Below are 15,317 nucleotides of genomic sequence, written 5' to 3'. Positions count from 1 at the left end.
TTAGGCAGAACACCTGTAATATATTGATTTTAAACAAAACAACAACGATTTTAAAATCCCTCGGCTGTAAGGCTGTGCGGGTTCAAGTCCCGCCCTGGGCACCAAATATAAGTTTACTAACGTCTACACTAGTAAACTAACTCCTAGAAAGACCTGATTAATCAATCAGGTCTTTTCTTTTTAGGTCTACTCTAGTCTATTGCAATCAATATGCACGGCGGGGCATAATCAGGGGCACCTACACTTCTATTTTAAATGTGCCCCTTATAATGAAACTAAACGCACGACAAATCGAAACAGCAAAACCCAAAGAAAAAACCTACAAACTCGCTGATGGTGGTGGCCTCTATTTAGAAGTCACGACACGCGGCTCGAAGTACTGGCGTATGAAGTACTACCGCCCCACCGATAAAAAAGAAGACCGACTGGCTTTCGGTGTCTATCCGGCCATCTCTTTAGCTGATGCTCGCACCAAACGAGATGAAGCAAAAAAGCTAATTGCTCAAGGGATTGATCCCAAAGCCGAGAAAAAAGACGCACATGCTGGAGTAAAGGGAAAACATACCTTTGAAAAGGTCGCCCGTGACTGGCACGCCAGCAACAAACGCTGGAGCGAAGATCACGGCAACCGCATTCTACGCAGCCTTGAACATTATATATTTCCGCATATTGGCAAGCTTGATATTTCCACTTTACGGACAAGCCAACTGTTAGCGCCGATCAAAACCGTTGATGCTGATGGAAAACATGATATTGCCCAGCGATTACAGCAACGTGTCACTTCCATCATGCGTTATGCCGTTCAGAATGATATCCTTGATTCCAATCCGGCTAATGATATGGCTGGTGCACTTTCTACTGTTAAATCTAAACATCACCCCGCCCTGCCCCACGAACGTTTACCTGAATTTTTGAGCCGACTTTCTCGCTATCGTGGACGTTTAATCACCCGTATCGCGGTGGAGCTGACTTTATTAACGTTCGTCCGTTCCAGTGAACTGAGATTTGCGCGTTGGGAAGAACTCGATCTTGAAAATGCAGTCTGGAAAATCCCTGCCACAAGAAAAACCATTGAAGGCGTTAAATTCTCCGAACGAGGCATGAAAATGAAAACGGAGCATATTGTTCCTTTGAGTCGTCAGGCTGTCATTTTGTTCAAGTCATTGCGCGAGCTGAGTGGTGATTGTGAAGTCATGTTCCCTAACGATCACGATCCACAAAAGGTCATGAGTGAAAGCACGGTTAATAATGCCCTTCGTGGCATGGGATACGACACCAAAACCGATGTTTGCGGGCATGGGTTCCGAACAATGGCACGTGGTGCAATGGGAGAATCAGGATTATGGAACGATGACGCCATCGAACGCCAGTTAAGCCATGTGGAAAGAAAAAACGTCAGAGCCGCCTATATTCACACCTCTAAACATCTGGATGAACGGCGACTGATGGTGCAATGGTGGGCCGATTATCTGGATGCCAACCGCGAAAAACATATCACGCCGTATGATTTTGCTAAGAAACGCCGGAAGTAACATTTATTAATACTTATAATATACTGAATAAAAGATGATTTTTTAGACTTTGTTGGTAGTGCCAACAAAGTCTGCTTTTTATACAACCCATAGTTGTATTATTTCATCTTTAATCTGATAGTCAGCTTTATGCATTGAGTCATTCAACAAACTTTTTATTCATTCGCAATGGCTAATTTCCATTGATTTAGACCACATATGCTGAGTATGGTAGTTTCACAATCCACAATGGAGAAAACTATGAGCAAGTCGCTTTCCTCAATCGTCCAAGCCGCAGCAAACAGCCTTTTTGAGAGAGGTGAAATTCAATCAATCGGCGAGTTTTTCTCGTCAGACTATGTTGTGCATCTTACGAGCCAAGACTATTCCGGGGGGCACAATGTCATCCAAGCAGCCATCAACCAAGTTCGTGAGGCGTTTCCTGAGCCACAAGTAGAAGTGGAAATTCTTCTTGAGGGCAGCGATAGAGTGGCATGGCAAAGGACACTGCGCGGAGTACAAAAAGGGGCTTACAAGGGGTTCCCAGCCTGCAACCGCCAGATCGTGTGGCGAGAAATGGCGGTGAGTCGCTTTGAGGATAAATTGATCGTAGAAGAATGGGTAAGTACAGATCTAGCAGAGCAGCTTCTATCATCAAGAAAGAAATAAAATTCATCTACATTTTCTGGTTCGAAAGAAAAGCGGCGATCATTAAATGATTCTTGCTCACTATTCGTAACCAGTGAGTACATACCCTGAATCACCTGAAAGTGTAATTCTTAGGGTGTGAGTGTACATAATTCGCTCATCGCCGACTTTCAGCTTTAGCCGTGCCTTTCTACAGAATACTGCCAGATAGAGTAATGGATAAATCCATCATAGTATAACAATCATCATATGGTGATTTTTTATCCTTTTCTGGCAGTACTAGCAAAGTCTGTTTTTTATGCAGTTTATAAACAGATAAGAATTTTATATTCTGATCCTGTCAATAATTTATTTTACCTTTCTTTTGGTTGAAATTTACGCAAAAGATGTTTTTTTAAACGGTGTTGCCCAAGACAACAAAGACTATTTTTCATACAAAAAATAAATAATTAAAGCCCCACTCTCTGAATAAATAATATATTCCTTTATTTTTCAAATTATTAATGAAAGGTATTCATTATACACATGATTGCTTTTTAATCTTCTGTGCCCGTGGCACGTAGGGCTATTTTTCATACAGTCAATAACCCGCATTTAATTTTACGAATTGCATAAAGAGTTTACGCTTTCAATTAAACAGAATTTTTAAATAATCCTCTGTCATCAAGTAACGTCTACCAAGGCATTTCAAGGACTCGATAACAGGGGGTATACATGCCAACGATTACAACATCTAAAGAAAGTCTTATTCGCCTGCCAGAAGTTCAGCGCAGAACGGGCTACAGCAAGGCATGGATCTACAGGCTGATTAAAGAAGATAAGTTCCCGAAGCAAGTCAAAATCGGCCCTCGTTCGGTTGCGTTTGTTGAATCAGAAATTGATGGCTGGGTAGATCAGCGGATTGCTGAGTCTCGTGGAATTTAATGACATGTACCTACCATTTGATAAGAATAAAAAAACTAAGGGTAGCACTTGCCTACCCTTAACTTGCTTTTTTCAGAGGTTAGATTCAATACCTCTTGACTGCAATTCTCTGCGGACAATGCGCTTAATCCACGCAGCTAAAGACTCATCGCCATCTTGTGCCTGGGCTATTTCCATGAGCGCCCGTAGTTCAGGATCAAGTCTGAATTGGAATGGGGGATTGCCCCGACGAGTATTTTTGTGTGTTGACATGTCAATTACACTCACTGTAATGTGTTTATGTGTCATTACACATTACCTATATCAATATGAAAAAACAACGCCCCAGTGTGCTGGAACACATCTGAGGCGTCTGACCAATAACCGTTAATTGGAGTAACGATAATGGCTGATACACAGCATAACCAAACTCGCCCTAAATTGACATCTTTGGATAAATCAGACAGCCAAAAACCGCTCGAATTTATCCAAACCGTGAAGCAATCCGCTATGTACCATTGGGAAAATCTGTTACCTGCCTGTGGTATCGATATTCCTGCAAAGGGTAAACATAGCGCTTGCCCTGTCTGCGGCGGCACCGACCGTTTTCACTTTATGGATGACCACCATCACGGCAACTGGCACTGTCGCCAGTGTGATCTTCCGAATTACGGCGATGGATTGGATTTAGTAGCGAAAACCAACCGTATCTCAGTTCTTGAGGCTGCTAAGATTGTTGCTAAAGTACTGGCATTACCTTTGCCAGAATCCAAACCAGCCAAAGAAATCACTTATCCAGTACAGCCGATTGCCAAAAGAGTCGCGGCACTGATGGCTCAAACTGTTGCTGGGCCATCGCCCTATCTGGCTGCAAAGGGACTACAACACCATAATCAGCGTTTACTGGAAGATGATTCCCTATTATTGGTACTGACAGCGTTAGATAAAAAGGTCACTGGTGCACAAATCATCAAACCTGACGGTGAGAAAAAATTACTGTCTGGCAGCCAGAAGAAAGGCGCGTTTATTACTGTATCAGTACTGGAAAAAAATCCCGACACGGTAATCATTACCGAGGGTTATGCCACGGCACTGACGGTTAGCAAGCTCTATAAAGGTACTGTTCTGGCGGCGCTGGATGCTGGCAATTTGTATTCTGTCGCTAAAACCGTTAGGGAGCGTTGGCCGGACACGAAAATTATTCTGGCAGCAGATAATGACTGGCATCACCCCGACGAACTGGATAAGAACGGCAGACCAAAAGTAAATATCGGCAAGGTTTCAGCAGAAAAAGCGGCCCTTGCAGTGAATGGTTGGGTTACGTTGCCACCAACGGAATACAAAGCTGATTGGGATGATTATCGCCAGCAGCATGGTATTGAGGCCGCAAAGCAGGCATTCAGTAATGGGTTATATCAGGCGGCAGGGAATGTAGCAGTGCCAAACTCTGTAACCACTCATTCAGATGAATACCAAGAGAAAGAATACGATCCGCTAAAACCTCATATCGATATCCGCAAGAATGGAATTTACTGGGTTGAACCGAAAGAACAAGGTGGCGAAATCATCGAAGTTGAAAAATGGCTGAGTGATTACATGGAAATCGTTGGCATTGGCAATGATGGCAGCGAAGGTTATCTCATTATTAAGCTACGTCAGGAAGGCACAGGAAAATATATTGTTGAGGCACTTCCGCGCCGTGAAATCGGGATGCCGGTTGGCTGGGCCAGACTGCGTTCGCGGGGAATGAACATCACCGTAAAAAATAGTCTGTTGCCTGTTTTAGCTGAGCATCTGCAACGCAGCGGCGATCGCCGTGAATGGGTTGTGACACAGAAAGCAGGCTGGCACTGCGGTGCATATGTCATGCCGGACGGTGAAATCATCGGTCAGCCTTATATGCCTGTGGCGTTCAGTGGTGGTACCTCCGCCATTGCCGGTTATGTGGTCAGAGGAAGCACCGAACAGTGGAAAACACACGTTGCGTCATTACTGCAAGGCAACCGCTCAATGATACTGGGCGTACTGGTGGGATTGTCTGCCCCACTTAATTCGCTGACAGGCGGGAGCTGCTTTGGTGTGCATTTATTCGCCCAATCCTCCGCAGGGAAAACCACCACCGTTGAAGCGGCCAGCAGCTTATACGGTGATCCCGAAGAATTGAAATTATCATGGCACGGTACTAACCACGGGTTAAACAACGAAGCCGCAGCCCGTAACGATGGTTTTATGCCGATTGACGAAATCGGGCAAAGTTCTAACCCGAAGGAAGTCGCTAACAGTGCCTACAGTCTGTTTAACGGTGTCGGCAAAATTCAGGGGAAACGGGAAGGCGGAAACCGTGCAGTGATCCGTTGGAAGATTGCTGCCCTTTCGACAGGCGAGGAAGATTTAGAAACGTTTCTGATAAAAGGTGGGATCACCCCAAAAGCCGGACAGCTTGTCAGGCTGCTCAGTGTGCCCTTTATTGATACGGCATTTTTCAATGGCTATGAGGATGGTGATTCTCATGCAAGAGCCATCAAACGGGAATCCAAACGCTATTGTGGTGCTGCGGGTCGTGAATGGATTCGGTGGTTGTCTGAGAATCAGGAGCAGGCAATAGAAATGACTGCCCGTAAAGAAAAAGAGTGGCTTGATAACCTGCCAGAAGAAGCCTCAGCGCAAGTCAAGCGCGTTGCCGTGCGTTTCGCGTTACTGGATGCCGTTGGAGAGCTGGCAACCCATATTACCGGCTGGAATAAAGATGCGTGTCATGCTGCGGTAAAGCAAAGTTTCGATGACTGGTTAGCCGACTTTGGCATCGGAAACCGGGAAAAATATCAGGTGATCACACGAACGCGTGACTTTATCCAGAAATACGGGCTGTCACGCTTTCAGCCTTATACCTACGGCAGGCCAAATGGCGATATTGATACCTCACACGCCATGAGAATTAGTGATCTTGCCGGGTATCTGGTGCATAACCGCCGTCATGATGGACAGGCAGAATACCACATTATCCCCAGTGTATTTGAAGCAGAGATATTACAGGGATTACAGAAAAAATCCGGCTTTGAAGCCTTAGAAGAGGCCGGAATGCTGGTTAAAGCGGAGAAAGACCGTTTTATCAGCAAAACCATCTCAGTAAACGGCACTCAGGGACGGTTTGTGGTGCTGATTTTCAGAGATGAGGATTAACCCCTCACGCAAGAGGAAAAAACGTTGGGATAACGGGATATTGGGATAATAAAGGTTTATTTTAAGATATATCAGTTAGTTATAGATATTTTATTTATCCTGTATTATCCCGCGCTATCCCGTAACATTAGATGATTACAAATAAAGTGATATCGTGGCAATGGAAGTTATCCCGAAAAAGATTTTTCTCTGGTAGGTATTAATTTATTGAATTTTAAAAGATTTAAATTAGTAACATGATGTTACGGGATAGGCTGGGATAACATGGGATAGAGTAACGCAATGAAATATATAATAAATAGGTCATTTACCCCGTTATCCCGTGAAAATTGGTGTAGTTATATAAAGAGAATCGATAGTAACGGTTATTTTTTTCAGCTCTCCGAGCTACCGGGTTAATGTATTAGCCCGGTAGCTCGGAGAAGACAAGCGTAGCGCGTCAGTCTGAATAATTTTTTACCCACGGCTCAGCAATCGCCTGCGTGATTAAATATCGTTCTTCGCGTGGGTGTCGGTCATCTCTGAAACGTCTCATAATCAACATGACCTGATACTGTTCTCCCGCTTGCCAATAGGTCGTCCCTGCTGAACCTTTCCTATTGCGAAGATCGTTACGCAATTCGGGTGTGTTGGCCAAAGCCGGACGCTCTTTAGCTTTGGTAAGTACCCAGCCTGCTTTACGCCACTGATCTTGTAAATCCAGTACAATCTTGATCGCATCGTCATAGAGTAACGGTTCAATTTGTGGAGACATGCGCACACTCTCGATCATTCCTTTATTATAGGAAACAGTGAAAAATCTTGCTGAGGGGGTAATAAACCCGTATTTTGGTTCGGTAAAACGTAAACTTGCATCCGTTTTTGGGATTCTGAACCCGATGCTATTATCGTATGGTGGGCTAATTTTAGCGCTAGAGCGTTGCCGCATCGCCTCATAAGGTTCACCGATCACTAAGGCTATTTCGGCTGGTTCACGGGAATTAAAAGAATGGTAAAGATAGATGCCAATCAGACTCAGAACGATTAATGATGCCAATATTAAACGCCCACGTTGCTGCAACACGCGTTGTAACAGATTCATTTGACACCTCCATTTGACACAACATCCTAGATAATGGGTGTGAAAATATTATCTTCCCACACCCACCTAAGATTACGCTATGGCTTTATCCACGGCTCGGCAATCTGCAATGTGATCAAATAGCGCTCTTCATCAGGATGAGCATCATCGTGGAAAAGCGCTATATTTAACATTATCTGATACTGTTCACCTGCTTGCCAAAAAGTTGTTCCAGCCCCCCCTTTCATACTACGCAGTTGAGCATGCAATTCTGGAGTGTTGGCTAAAGCCGGGCGTTCTTTAGCTTTGGTCAGTACCCAACCCGCTTTGTGCCACTGTTCTTGTAAATCCAACACAATTTTGATCGCATCATCGTAAAGTAACGGCTCTATTTGTGGTGACATGCGTACACCATCGATTACTCCGTCATCAAACATAACAGTAAAAAATCGGGCTGGAGGGGTCACAAACTCATATTTGGGGTCAATAAAGCGTAAGCGTGCATCCGTTTTTGGAGTGTTATACCAAGCGTGACCAGGCATATGAGGATCAATAACAGCACTAGAACGTTGTCGCATTTCCTCATAAGGCTCACCGATCACCAAGGCTATCTCGGCGGGTTCGCGAGAATAAAAGACATGATAAAGATAGATGCCTGCCAGGCCTAGAATGATAAGCAAAGATAAAACTAAACTACTGCGCTGCCAATCTATGCCTTGCAACAAACTCATTCTACACCTCGCTCTGAAGCAATTGCTTGTATCGATTTTTCGATCAAATTTCGTATACTATTCCTGTGTAACAGCTCATCAAAATGTTGTGCAGCTCCCCGATTTATCGAGTTAATTCATTAGCCCGGTAAATCGGAGAAAACAAGTGCAGCGCATCAGTCTGAATAATTCTTTACCCACGGCTCAGCAATCGCCAGCGTGATCAAATATCGCTCTTCGCGTGGGTGTCGGTCATCTCTGAAACGCCTCATAATCAACATGACCTGATACTGTTCTCCCGCTTGCCAATAAGTTGTCCCTGCTGAACCTTTCCTATTGCGAAGATCATTATGCAATTCGGGTGTGTTGGCCAAGGCCGGACGCTCTTTAGCTTTGGTAAGTACCCAGCCTGCTTTACGCCACTGATCTTGTAAATCCAGTACAATCTTGATCGCATCGTCATAGAGTAATGGTTCAATTTGTGGAGACATGCGCACACTCTCGATCATTCCTTTATTATAGGAAACAGTCAAAAATCGTGCAGGAGGGGTAGTAAATCCGTATCTCGGATCGGTAAAACGTAAGCGTGCATCCATTTTTGGGATTCTGAATCCGATACTATTATCATATGGTGGGCTAATCTTAGCACTGGATCGTTGACGCATCGCCTCGTAAGGTTCACCTATCATCAACGCGATCTCAGATTCACGAGAATTAAAGGAATGATAGAGGATGACAGTCAAACCTAGAACGATGGATAGTGCTACAATTAAACCACTACGCCACCAGCCTATGCGTTGTAACAAATTCATTCTATACCTCATCCTGAAGCAATACCCTAGATAGTGGGTGTGAAAATATTACCTTCTCACACCCACCGAGGTTACGTTATGGCTTTACCCACGGCTCGGCAATCTGCAATGTAATCAAATATCGTTCTTCACTAGGATGCCGATCATCTTTGAAACGCGCAATATTCAGCATAACTTGATATAGATTGCCTGCTTGCCAAAAGGTCATTCCAGTACCTTTCATACGGCGAAGGCTATCATGCAATTCAGGTGTATTTACTAGAGGTTGGTATTCCCTAGTCAGCTCCCACCCCGTTTTACGCCACTGATCTTGCAAATCCAGAACAATCTTAATTGCATCTTCATAAAGCAATGGTTCGATTTGTGGGGACATGCGCACGTTATCGATTATTCCGTTTTCATAGGAAACCGTAAAAAATCGAGCCGGAGGGGTAACAAACCCATATTTCGGGTCGATAAAACGCAAACGCGCATTGGTTTTAGGGATTTTGAATCCGATGTTACTCGCACCTTGTGGGGCAATTTCCGCACTGGAGCGCTGCCGCATAGCCTCGTAAGGTTCACCAATCACTAAGACTATCTCAGCAGGCCCAGGAGAATTAAAAGAGTGGTACATATAGGCAGCAGTTAAACTCAGAACGATTAATAATGCCAATATTAAACGCCCACGTTGTTGCACTATGCGTTGTAACAGTGTCATTTAACACCTCCATTTGACGCAATCTCTTCTAGAGACTCGGTGATCATATTTCGTTCACTGCCACGTAGCATCTCATCAAAACGCGTTGCTGCTTTGTAGACAAATTCCATACGTTGATCTACATCGGAGAGATCACCCGTGATACCATCTAGTATACCATTGGTAAATTCGATTGTTCTGCCATCATTAGTAGTCTTACACTGAGCAGCAAGTGGCAATTCAACAGGCTGTGTTATAGAAGTCACTCCAAATGAATGGAACACCTGATTTCCCCACAGTCCCATGACTACCTACGCCACAGCCGGCCATGTCCACGACAGCCAACCGCTGATTGGACGCCTAAAGCGTCAGCTGGCGCGTTTTCCGCTGAATCCTGTCGCTGTCGTGCTGGATGCGGGCTATTTTACTGCGTCGGTTTGCCATCTGACCGCACAACTGGGACTGATCCCGGTTATCAGCTATCGTCGCCCAAACAAAGGGCCCAATAGGTTTCAGAAGAAACAGTTTATTGATGATCCGCAACAGGACTGCTATCACTGCCCGCAGGGTGAAACGCTGATTTATACGACGACAGGTCGTCAGGGATATCGTTATTACCGGACGGCGGCCGGTATTTGCCAGGGCTGTCCCCTGCGAGCGGCCTGTACCCACGCAAAAAAAGGAAAAACGATAGCGCGGCATATCTGGGAAAGGGACAAAGAAAAGGCGAGAGACATGCGTTTAACCCCGTGGGGTAAAAAGATGCATAAGCGCCGGAAAGAAACGATAGAGCGCAGTTTTGCGGATGCGAAACAGCATAATGGGCATCGTTATGCGCATTTTCGGGGTTTATTGAAAGTCCAGATCCAGTGTCTGCTGGCGGCAACAGCTCAAAATATCAAGAAGATAGCCTTACTGGTGGCGGCCCTTTGTTGGTTTTATCTGCGGTGCTTTCGTGTATTTAACGGGGCCAGAAGCCCAATCACGTGCCCAAAAAGGATTGTTTAGGGATGAGGCAGGAAAAATCGAAAGATAAGGATTTATAATGAAGGCAACAAACCGCGTTATTTTCAACGCGGTTTGTCAGCAGTCTGAAAGGTCGCATATAGCGACCTTTGATGAATTCATATTGTTGATATCAGGATGTATGGCAAGCCGGTGAGCACCAGTAACAACCATCGGCAGTTTTATAACCAATCTCTTTTGCCCGTGCGACAGCAAGAGTGCAACTAGAAAAATAGCCAAGGTACTCTCTATTCCTAGCTAGTGGGATATGAAGACATCCGGCATGGTGTACTTCGTAATCACCCTGATTGTCAGTTTCAGTATGAACATAATAGTGCATGCATTTTCTCCTATTGTTGCGTACGCCAGGAGATAATATGATCAATAAATAAACGCTTCTCAGCTAAGTGTCACATCATTAATAGATTAATAAAAAAGGCCGCATTAAGCAGCCTTGAATTCAGTGTGTGGATTTATTTCCAGTTGAAGCAAAAAAACAGTGTATTACCTACGTTTTGTTTCAGTAGATCGCCTAGTTTTGATGCATCAGTGTTATTATACTGCCCGATGAATTCGTATGGGCCTTCACCAACAATAGATGCTTCGCCAGCGCTTCCTAGATGATAAAGTACCCCATCAACATTTACAGAAAGAATTTTATCAAATAACTCTACCATTTTCTGATGGCCTTCTTGATTGTTATCAGAGGAGACCCTGATATAAATGCCCTTACCTTCATCATCCCACACGAAATATGAAAATTTCGTAATATCAGTTTTATTTTTAAGGTTAGTTAAAGTACCAAAAGGCCCTTGATTCCCACCAGATTCAAACTCATCGTCAGCGAGGTAGCCATATATCAGCTCAACGTTTTGGTAACTGCCTTTCTCTACATTTAGATCAAAAGACAGCATACAATCCATCAAAACCCAATCACAGGCCATCATATCTTTTGATTCAGGCACCCAAGGTGAAGGACTACCATCTGTATCTGACTCCTGAATATAGATAAGATGGCCAGAACTGTCGTTTTTGGGAATAAGGTATATATTTGCATTCCAGCTACTGCGTCTCACTGGCTTATTTAAATACACTTGAATAATTGCCCACGGGAAAGTACCTGCTGGCGCACCTACACTATCATTAAATTCAATAGATTTAATCTTAGGTTCAATCGCTTCATATTCAACAGATTTAATTTTAGGCTCAATCGCTTCATACTCAACAGATTTAATTTTAGGTTCAATCGCTTCGTACTTAACAGATTTAATTTTAACTTTAAATTGTTCAGGATCAAAAGAACATTGCGTACCATCCTGCTTATTAACATCAGACATAAACACCTCACTTTATTATTCGTTAAAGGTCATTTCATCCTACTGCTAACTAGCCAGTTAATATTACTGAGGTCAGGTTCCTATCTCAATTGAATAGCCTGTAACAGAATCAATACGCCTTAAAATAAGGTGACGCATGATAAAGTTTGTCTGTTAGTCGAGTGCGTGATTCAGTGAGGTGTATATTTGAAGTTTGGTGCTGGTATGAGCTTAATCTATGGCGATCAGCATGTTGACCGAAACACTTAAAATCACACTTAATATATTGATTTAACTATAATATAGGTATTGATCGTAACGTACACTTTGAGCTGAAAACTCTAAATTAACTACTGGTAGATACGAAAAAGCCCCACTTGGTTAGTGAGGCTTTAATCTGCTTTCGGTTTTACTACTCGAGCATAACATAAAACATATAGTTTTTAGGCGCGTTTGTTAAATATATTTCTCCTTATTTTTCATTTTATAAAAATAAATTCTATTTATTCTCTGTCATAATGGAATAAAGCATATCTTCAGCAGCGTTATTAGCCCACCTGACGCGCCGTTTTGCAGAATCAATATCAATACCTGTCTGATGAGAAAGGCTCTCTAAAATGCTTTGAGAGCTTCTGCGCATCTTGTATCGTTTAATAACTACATCGCGAATGGGATTATCAATCGTGAATACTTCAGTCATACACTTTTCAACAAATTCGGCATCATCTTTTTCTTTGGCGAAGCGAAGAGCACCGAGAGTTGATTTATTTGGCATGATTACTTCTTTCACTTTCTCTAATAATTCCTTTCCGGTGTAGCCTAATTTCGCATAATTAGTCATCACTAAATTAATTGCGGTAGTGGTTCCGTCATCCCATGTTTCCCTCACCATCAGGCGACCAATGATATTAATATTTCCGCCACCCGGTGAATCATCACCTTGATTTTCAGCCCCCCATAACATCAACATATACCTTACCCATGTGCGATCTGAGGGAGTTATTTTTTTCACCCCTCTGCACCATTTTTGACGAAGTTGTTTTTCAGACCTAAAGCCGGCTAGTTCCGTGTAATCTCCCTTTCTCATCTTACCTCCGGCAATACCGTATGCTCTTTATCGAGACGCGTTGTATACATCAAAATTCCCGCCATTGATTTTCTATGTACCCTAACAACCATCCTCCCGCCCTCCAGTTGGAGAATGCAGCGGTGATGACCCTTTCTCCTTTTCAGATATCTGGCCTCTTCGATTGCAGGCTCTAGTTCGGTAAACACTATGCTGCCTCCATTTGTTTCTGTTTCTGCCGCTTTTCGTAATACCTGGCACGACGAGTGAAGAGCTTTTTCACCCGTTTCAGGTACTCGATATTGAATTTGCGTGGTTGGTTGTCGCGCTCCAATTGAGTGACTCGCTCTTCACCAATTTTCTCAATCAGGTTTATGCGGTACGGGATTAAATTCCCTGATAGGTCGCGGTTGCATTGGACACAACCAGCATGAATATTGAATAGATTAAACCTTAAATGTGAGGCCGATCCTCTTGACCTGTAATGGCTTGCATCAACTGCCCCTCCTCTCACGCCGTAATTCAGTGCCCTGCCACAGGCAATACATGGCTGACCATAATCACGCCAAAATATGTATTTATTAACTGCGGCTTGCGCTTCTTTAGTCCAGTCAGATTTAGACTTTAGCTTTTCCCGTCTAGCTTTCAGTTCCTGACGTTCAATAGAACGCTGACGCCGGAGTGCTCTGTCCTCCTTGCGTTGGATGTTTCTATTTGATAATTCGAGGGTGCATTCGAGAGAACAGACGGTGTGAGTGGTACTTCTAGGTGTGAATTCTGATTGGCAAATCTTACAAGTCTTGGGCTTCGGCGTTCTCGCCTTTGCCACCTTATCCCCCTAAAGCCAATCCAATAATCAGTGTGACTGTTATCCAAAAGAGTGTGAATATGAGGTATTTCATTTGATTCCCTTTTTCCATAAAAAAACCGCCATCAGGCGGCTTTTGCAAATAGCCAATAACTTAACCCATATCAAGGCTGAACTTTTTTCCGTCTTTTACTAAAATTAATAATTCTTTCGCTTCATTGGAGTATCTACTGGACACTTTTATTTCTCCATTCATTATGGCGCAATGATATTTATTATCAGATGATTTTAGATCGACCCCTGTAATTTCTTTCACATTCTGGAGTAAGTCATTAGCACCATGCCATCCTTTAAAACCCAATGCCTGCCCTAATCTTGTTAAGCTAAATGGGTAATTCGAATTAAACGCTTCCGGAGTTGAAGCATCCGTTATCCCATACAAACGAGGTAATTCATTACTTTCATTAGCAATAGAACTTAATCTTTTATAGTCTATTTGCACTGGGTTTTTAGGAATATCAGTTCTTATCAACTTATAACTTCTTGCCAATAATGCCCTTAAAACCTTAGGATCAAAATTATTTATTGTTGGATTATCTGAAAAAGCATCAAAAACCCATGTGAAATCATTAGATACTATTCTTTTCACTCGAATAGATTTATTATTATCTATTGGAATTAGAGCTTCTCGAGACGGATAAGCATTATCATTTAAATCAGCATCTCTATGCAAAATGTATATATTGCTAATTAACCCCCCTCCCTCTGATAAAATTTCATCTATATCAGATAAAATTTCTTTTATATTCTCATCTTCAATGCTATAACCAATAAATATTAACGGGTGTTCAGCAAAGAAAGTTAATAATTTAGCACTAAGGTATTTTTTCTTGCTTAAAAAAATATCATAATCATTTTTATTAATGACTATTGACTCTGGTTCATCACAAGAGCCATGTATTTTAAATATTTCCCCAATACTTCCATTAGCTAATCTAATAATCTGTTGACCAACGATAACTTCATAATCAGGAAAAATATTATTTATAATATTATCATAATTTGTTGTGACTATAGAATGAGGCCTTATCTTTTTTAGCGCTTCTATTTCTTTAGTAAACTCTCTTTGATTAACTATATTTAACCCTTTAAAAAAATCAGCTATCTTATGCTTCAGATAGATATCCCCTTCATAATCTTCACAAAATAGTTCTTCTGGAAACTCATTTCGTCCATCACCCCACGCCCAATCACGATAAGCGTCAGACAAAATAGTTCCGATATCTATGTTTGTTACTTTTTTTTGTGTGTAATAAGCAAATGGATGCTTAATTTCTGGGCACTTCGCCATTAAATCCTTCAATAAACCTTCCCAATCTGGCCCGTTTGCATACCTCCTAGCTAGGCCTGATCCAATAAAAAGAATTGGTTGACACTCAAGACTTTCTAAACATGCCTGGATATCATCCGTTACATCTGATTGATATTGCTTATAATCGCGAATCATAGGGTTTATCATAGATAATGAATATATAAGATAATCCTCTACATAAGTTAATACGCTGTCTATTGAGATTAGTGGTTTTTGTTATGTATCACACAAAGTTATGTGTTTCTTT

15 protein-coding genes and 1 pseudogene are annotated in these 15,317 nt (G+C 42.6%); 5 read left to right on the top strand and 11 right to left on the bottom strand.

What is annotated here, in order from left to right; translation table 11 throughout:
* The first annotated feature begins 269 nt into the window (after nt 1–269).
* The 3 genes from AACS92_RS02530 to AACS92_RS02520 all read left to right on the top strand — a co-directional run bounded on the left by AACS92_RS02530 (nt 270) and on the right by AACS92_RS02520 (nt 3,083).
* Nucleotides 270–1,532 (top strand): tyrosine-type recombinase/integrase, encoded by a 1,263-nt coding sequence (locus AACS92_RS02530; RefSeq protein WP_099109795.1) that lies wholly within the window; start codon nt 270–272, stop codon nt 1,530–1,532.
* 240 nt (nt 1,533–1,772) lie between these two features.
* Nucleotides 1,773–2,180: an ester cyclase gene (locus AACS92_RS02525; RefSeq protein ID WP_193756914.1), complete on the top strand. Its 408-nt coding sequence runs from the start codon at nt 1,773–1,775 to the stop codon at nt 2,178–2,180.
* A 693-nt stretch (nt 2,181–2,873) separates the two neighbouring features.
* A complete protein-coding gene (locus AACS92_RS02520; protein WP_038190420.1) occupies nt 2,874–3,083 on the top strand; it encodes a helix-turn-helix transcriptional regulator in 210 nt (69 codons plus the stop codon).
* Between the two features lie 72 nt (nt 3,084–3,155).
* Here AACS92_RS02520 and AACS92_RS02515 read toward each other — a convergent pair whose 3' ends face one another.
* Nucleotides 3,156–3,335 carry a hypothetical protein gene (locus tag AACS92_RS02515; protein WP_099109885.1) on the bottom strand — a complete coding sequence of 60 codons (180 nt, stop codon included), beginning with the start codon at nt 3,333–3,335 and terminating at the stop codon, nt 3,156–3,158.
* Between the two features lie 132 nt (nt 3,336–3,467).
* Here AACS92_RS02515 and AACS92_RS02510 point away from each other — a divergent pair, with 132 nt between their 5' ends.
* Nucleotides 3,468–6,242, top strand: coding sequence for a DUF927 domain-containing protein (locus tag AACS92_RS02510; protein ID WP_099109793.1), 2,775 nt, complete (start codon nt 3,468–3,470; stop codon nt 6,240–6,242).
* 439 nt (nt 6,243–6,681) lie between these two features.
* Here the strand turns inward: AACS92_RS02510 and AACS92_RS02505 are convergent, their stop codons facing one another.
* The 5 genes from AACS92_RS02505 to AACS92_RS02485 all read right to left on the bottom strand — a co-directional run bounded on the left by AACS92_RS02505 (nt 6,682) and on the right by AACS92_RS02485 (nt 9,808).
* Nucleotides 6,682–7,323, bottom strand: a complete 642-nt coding sequence (locus AACS92_RS02505; protein ID WP_099109792.1) for a hypothetical protein — start codon at nt 7,321–7,323, stop codon at nt 6,682–6,684.
* A gap of 77 nt (nt 7,324–7,400) precedes the next feature.
* Nucleotides 7,401–8,033, bottom strand: coding sequence for a hypothetical protein (locus AACS92_RS02500; RefSeq protein WP_099109791.1), 633 nt, complete (start codon nt 8,031–8,033; stop codon nt 7,401–7,403).
* 155 nt (nt 8,034–8,188) lie between these two features.
* Nucleotides 8,189–8,824, bottom strand: a complete 636-nt coding sequence (locus AACS92_RS02495; protein WP_099109790.1) for a hypothetical protein — start codon at nt 8,822–8,824, stop codon at nt 8,189–8,191.
* Nucleotides 8,825–8,900: 76 nt separating this feature from the next.
* A complete protein-coding gene (locus AACS92_RS02490; RefSeq protein WP_099109789.1) occupies nt 8,901–9,524 on the bottom strand; it encodes a hypothetical protein in 624 nt (207 codons plus the stop codon).
* Nucleotides 9,521–9,808 carry a DUF2515 family protein gene (locus tag AACS92_RS02485; RefSeq protein ID WP_099109788.1) on the bottom strand — a complete coding sequence of 96 codons (288 nt, stop codon included), beginning with the start codon at nt 9,806–9,808 and terminating at the stop codon, nt 9,521–9,523. The genes AACS92_RS02490 and AACS92_RS02485 overlap by 4 nt, the downstream gene beginning before the upstream one ends.
* A gap of 4 nt (nt 9,809–9,812) precedes the next feature.
* Here AACS92_RS02485 and AACS92_RS02480 point away from each other — a divergent pair.
* A pseudogene (locus tag AACS92_RS02480) lies at nt 9,813–10,511 on the top strand (transposase); the annotation flags it as partial.
* 130 nt (nt 10,512–10,641) lie between these two features.
* On the opposite strand, the gene AACS92_RS02475 reads toward AACS92_RS02480, so the two are convergent.
* From AACS92_RS02475 to AACS92_RS02455, 5 genes are all read right to left on the bottom strand, one after another.
* Nucleotides 10,642–10,848: a hypothetical protein gene (locus AACS92_RS02475; RefSeq protein ID WP_099109787.1), complete on the bottom strand. Its 207-nt coding sequence runs from the start codon at nt 10,846–10,848 to the stop codon at nt 10,642–10,644.
* Nucleotides 10,849–10,981: 133 nt separating this feature from the next.
* On the bottom strand, nt 10,982–11,845 hold the full coding sequence (locus AACS92_RS02470) for a Thoeris anti-defense Tad2 family protein (protein WP_099109786.1): 864 nt from the start codon (nt 11,843–11,845) through the stop codon (nt 10,982–10,984).
* A gap of 478 nt (nt 11,846–12,323) precedes the next feature.
* Nucleotides 12,324–12,911, bottom strand: coding sequence for a DUF1133 family protein (locus AACS92_RS02465; RefSeq protein WP_099109785.1), 588 nt, complete (start codon nt 12,909–12,911; stop codon nt 12,324–12,326).
* A 187-nt stretch (nt 12,912–13,098) separates the two neighbouring features.
* Nucleotides 13,099–13,719 carry a recombination protein NinG gene (locus AACS92_RS02460; protein WP_099109783.1) on the bottom strand — a complete coding sequence of 207 codons (621 nt, stop codon included), beginning with the start codon at nt 13,717–13,719 and terminating at the stop codon, nt 13,099–13,101.
* Between the two features lie 133 nt (nt 13,720–13,852).
* Nucleotides 13,853–15,205: an SIR2 family protein gene (locus tag AACS92_RS02455; protein WP_099109884.1), complete on the bottom strand. Its 1,353-nt coding sequence runs from the start codon at nt 15,203–15,205 to the stop codon at nt 13,853–13,855.
* Nucleotides 15,206–15,317 lie beyond the last annotated feature (112 nt).

It is taken from the genome of Xenorhabdus sp. KJ12.1, from assembly GCF_963876495.1.
Taxonomy (GTDB): Bacteria; Pseudomonadota; Gammaproteobacteria; order Enterobacterales; family Enterobacteriaceae; genus Xenorhabdus; species Xenorhabdus stockiae.
This window is presented reverse-complemented; position numbering and strand designations above follow the sequence as displayed.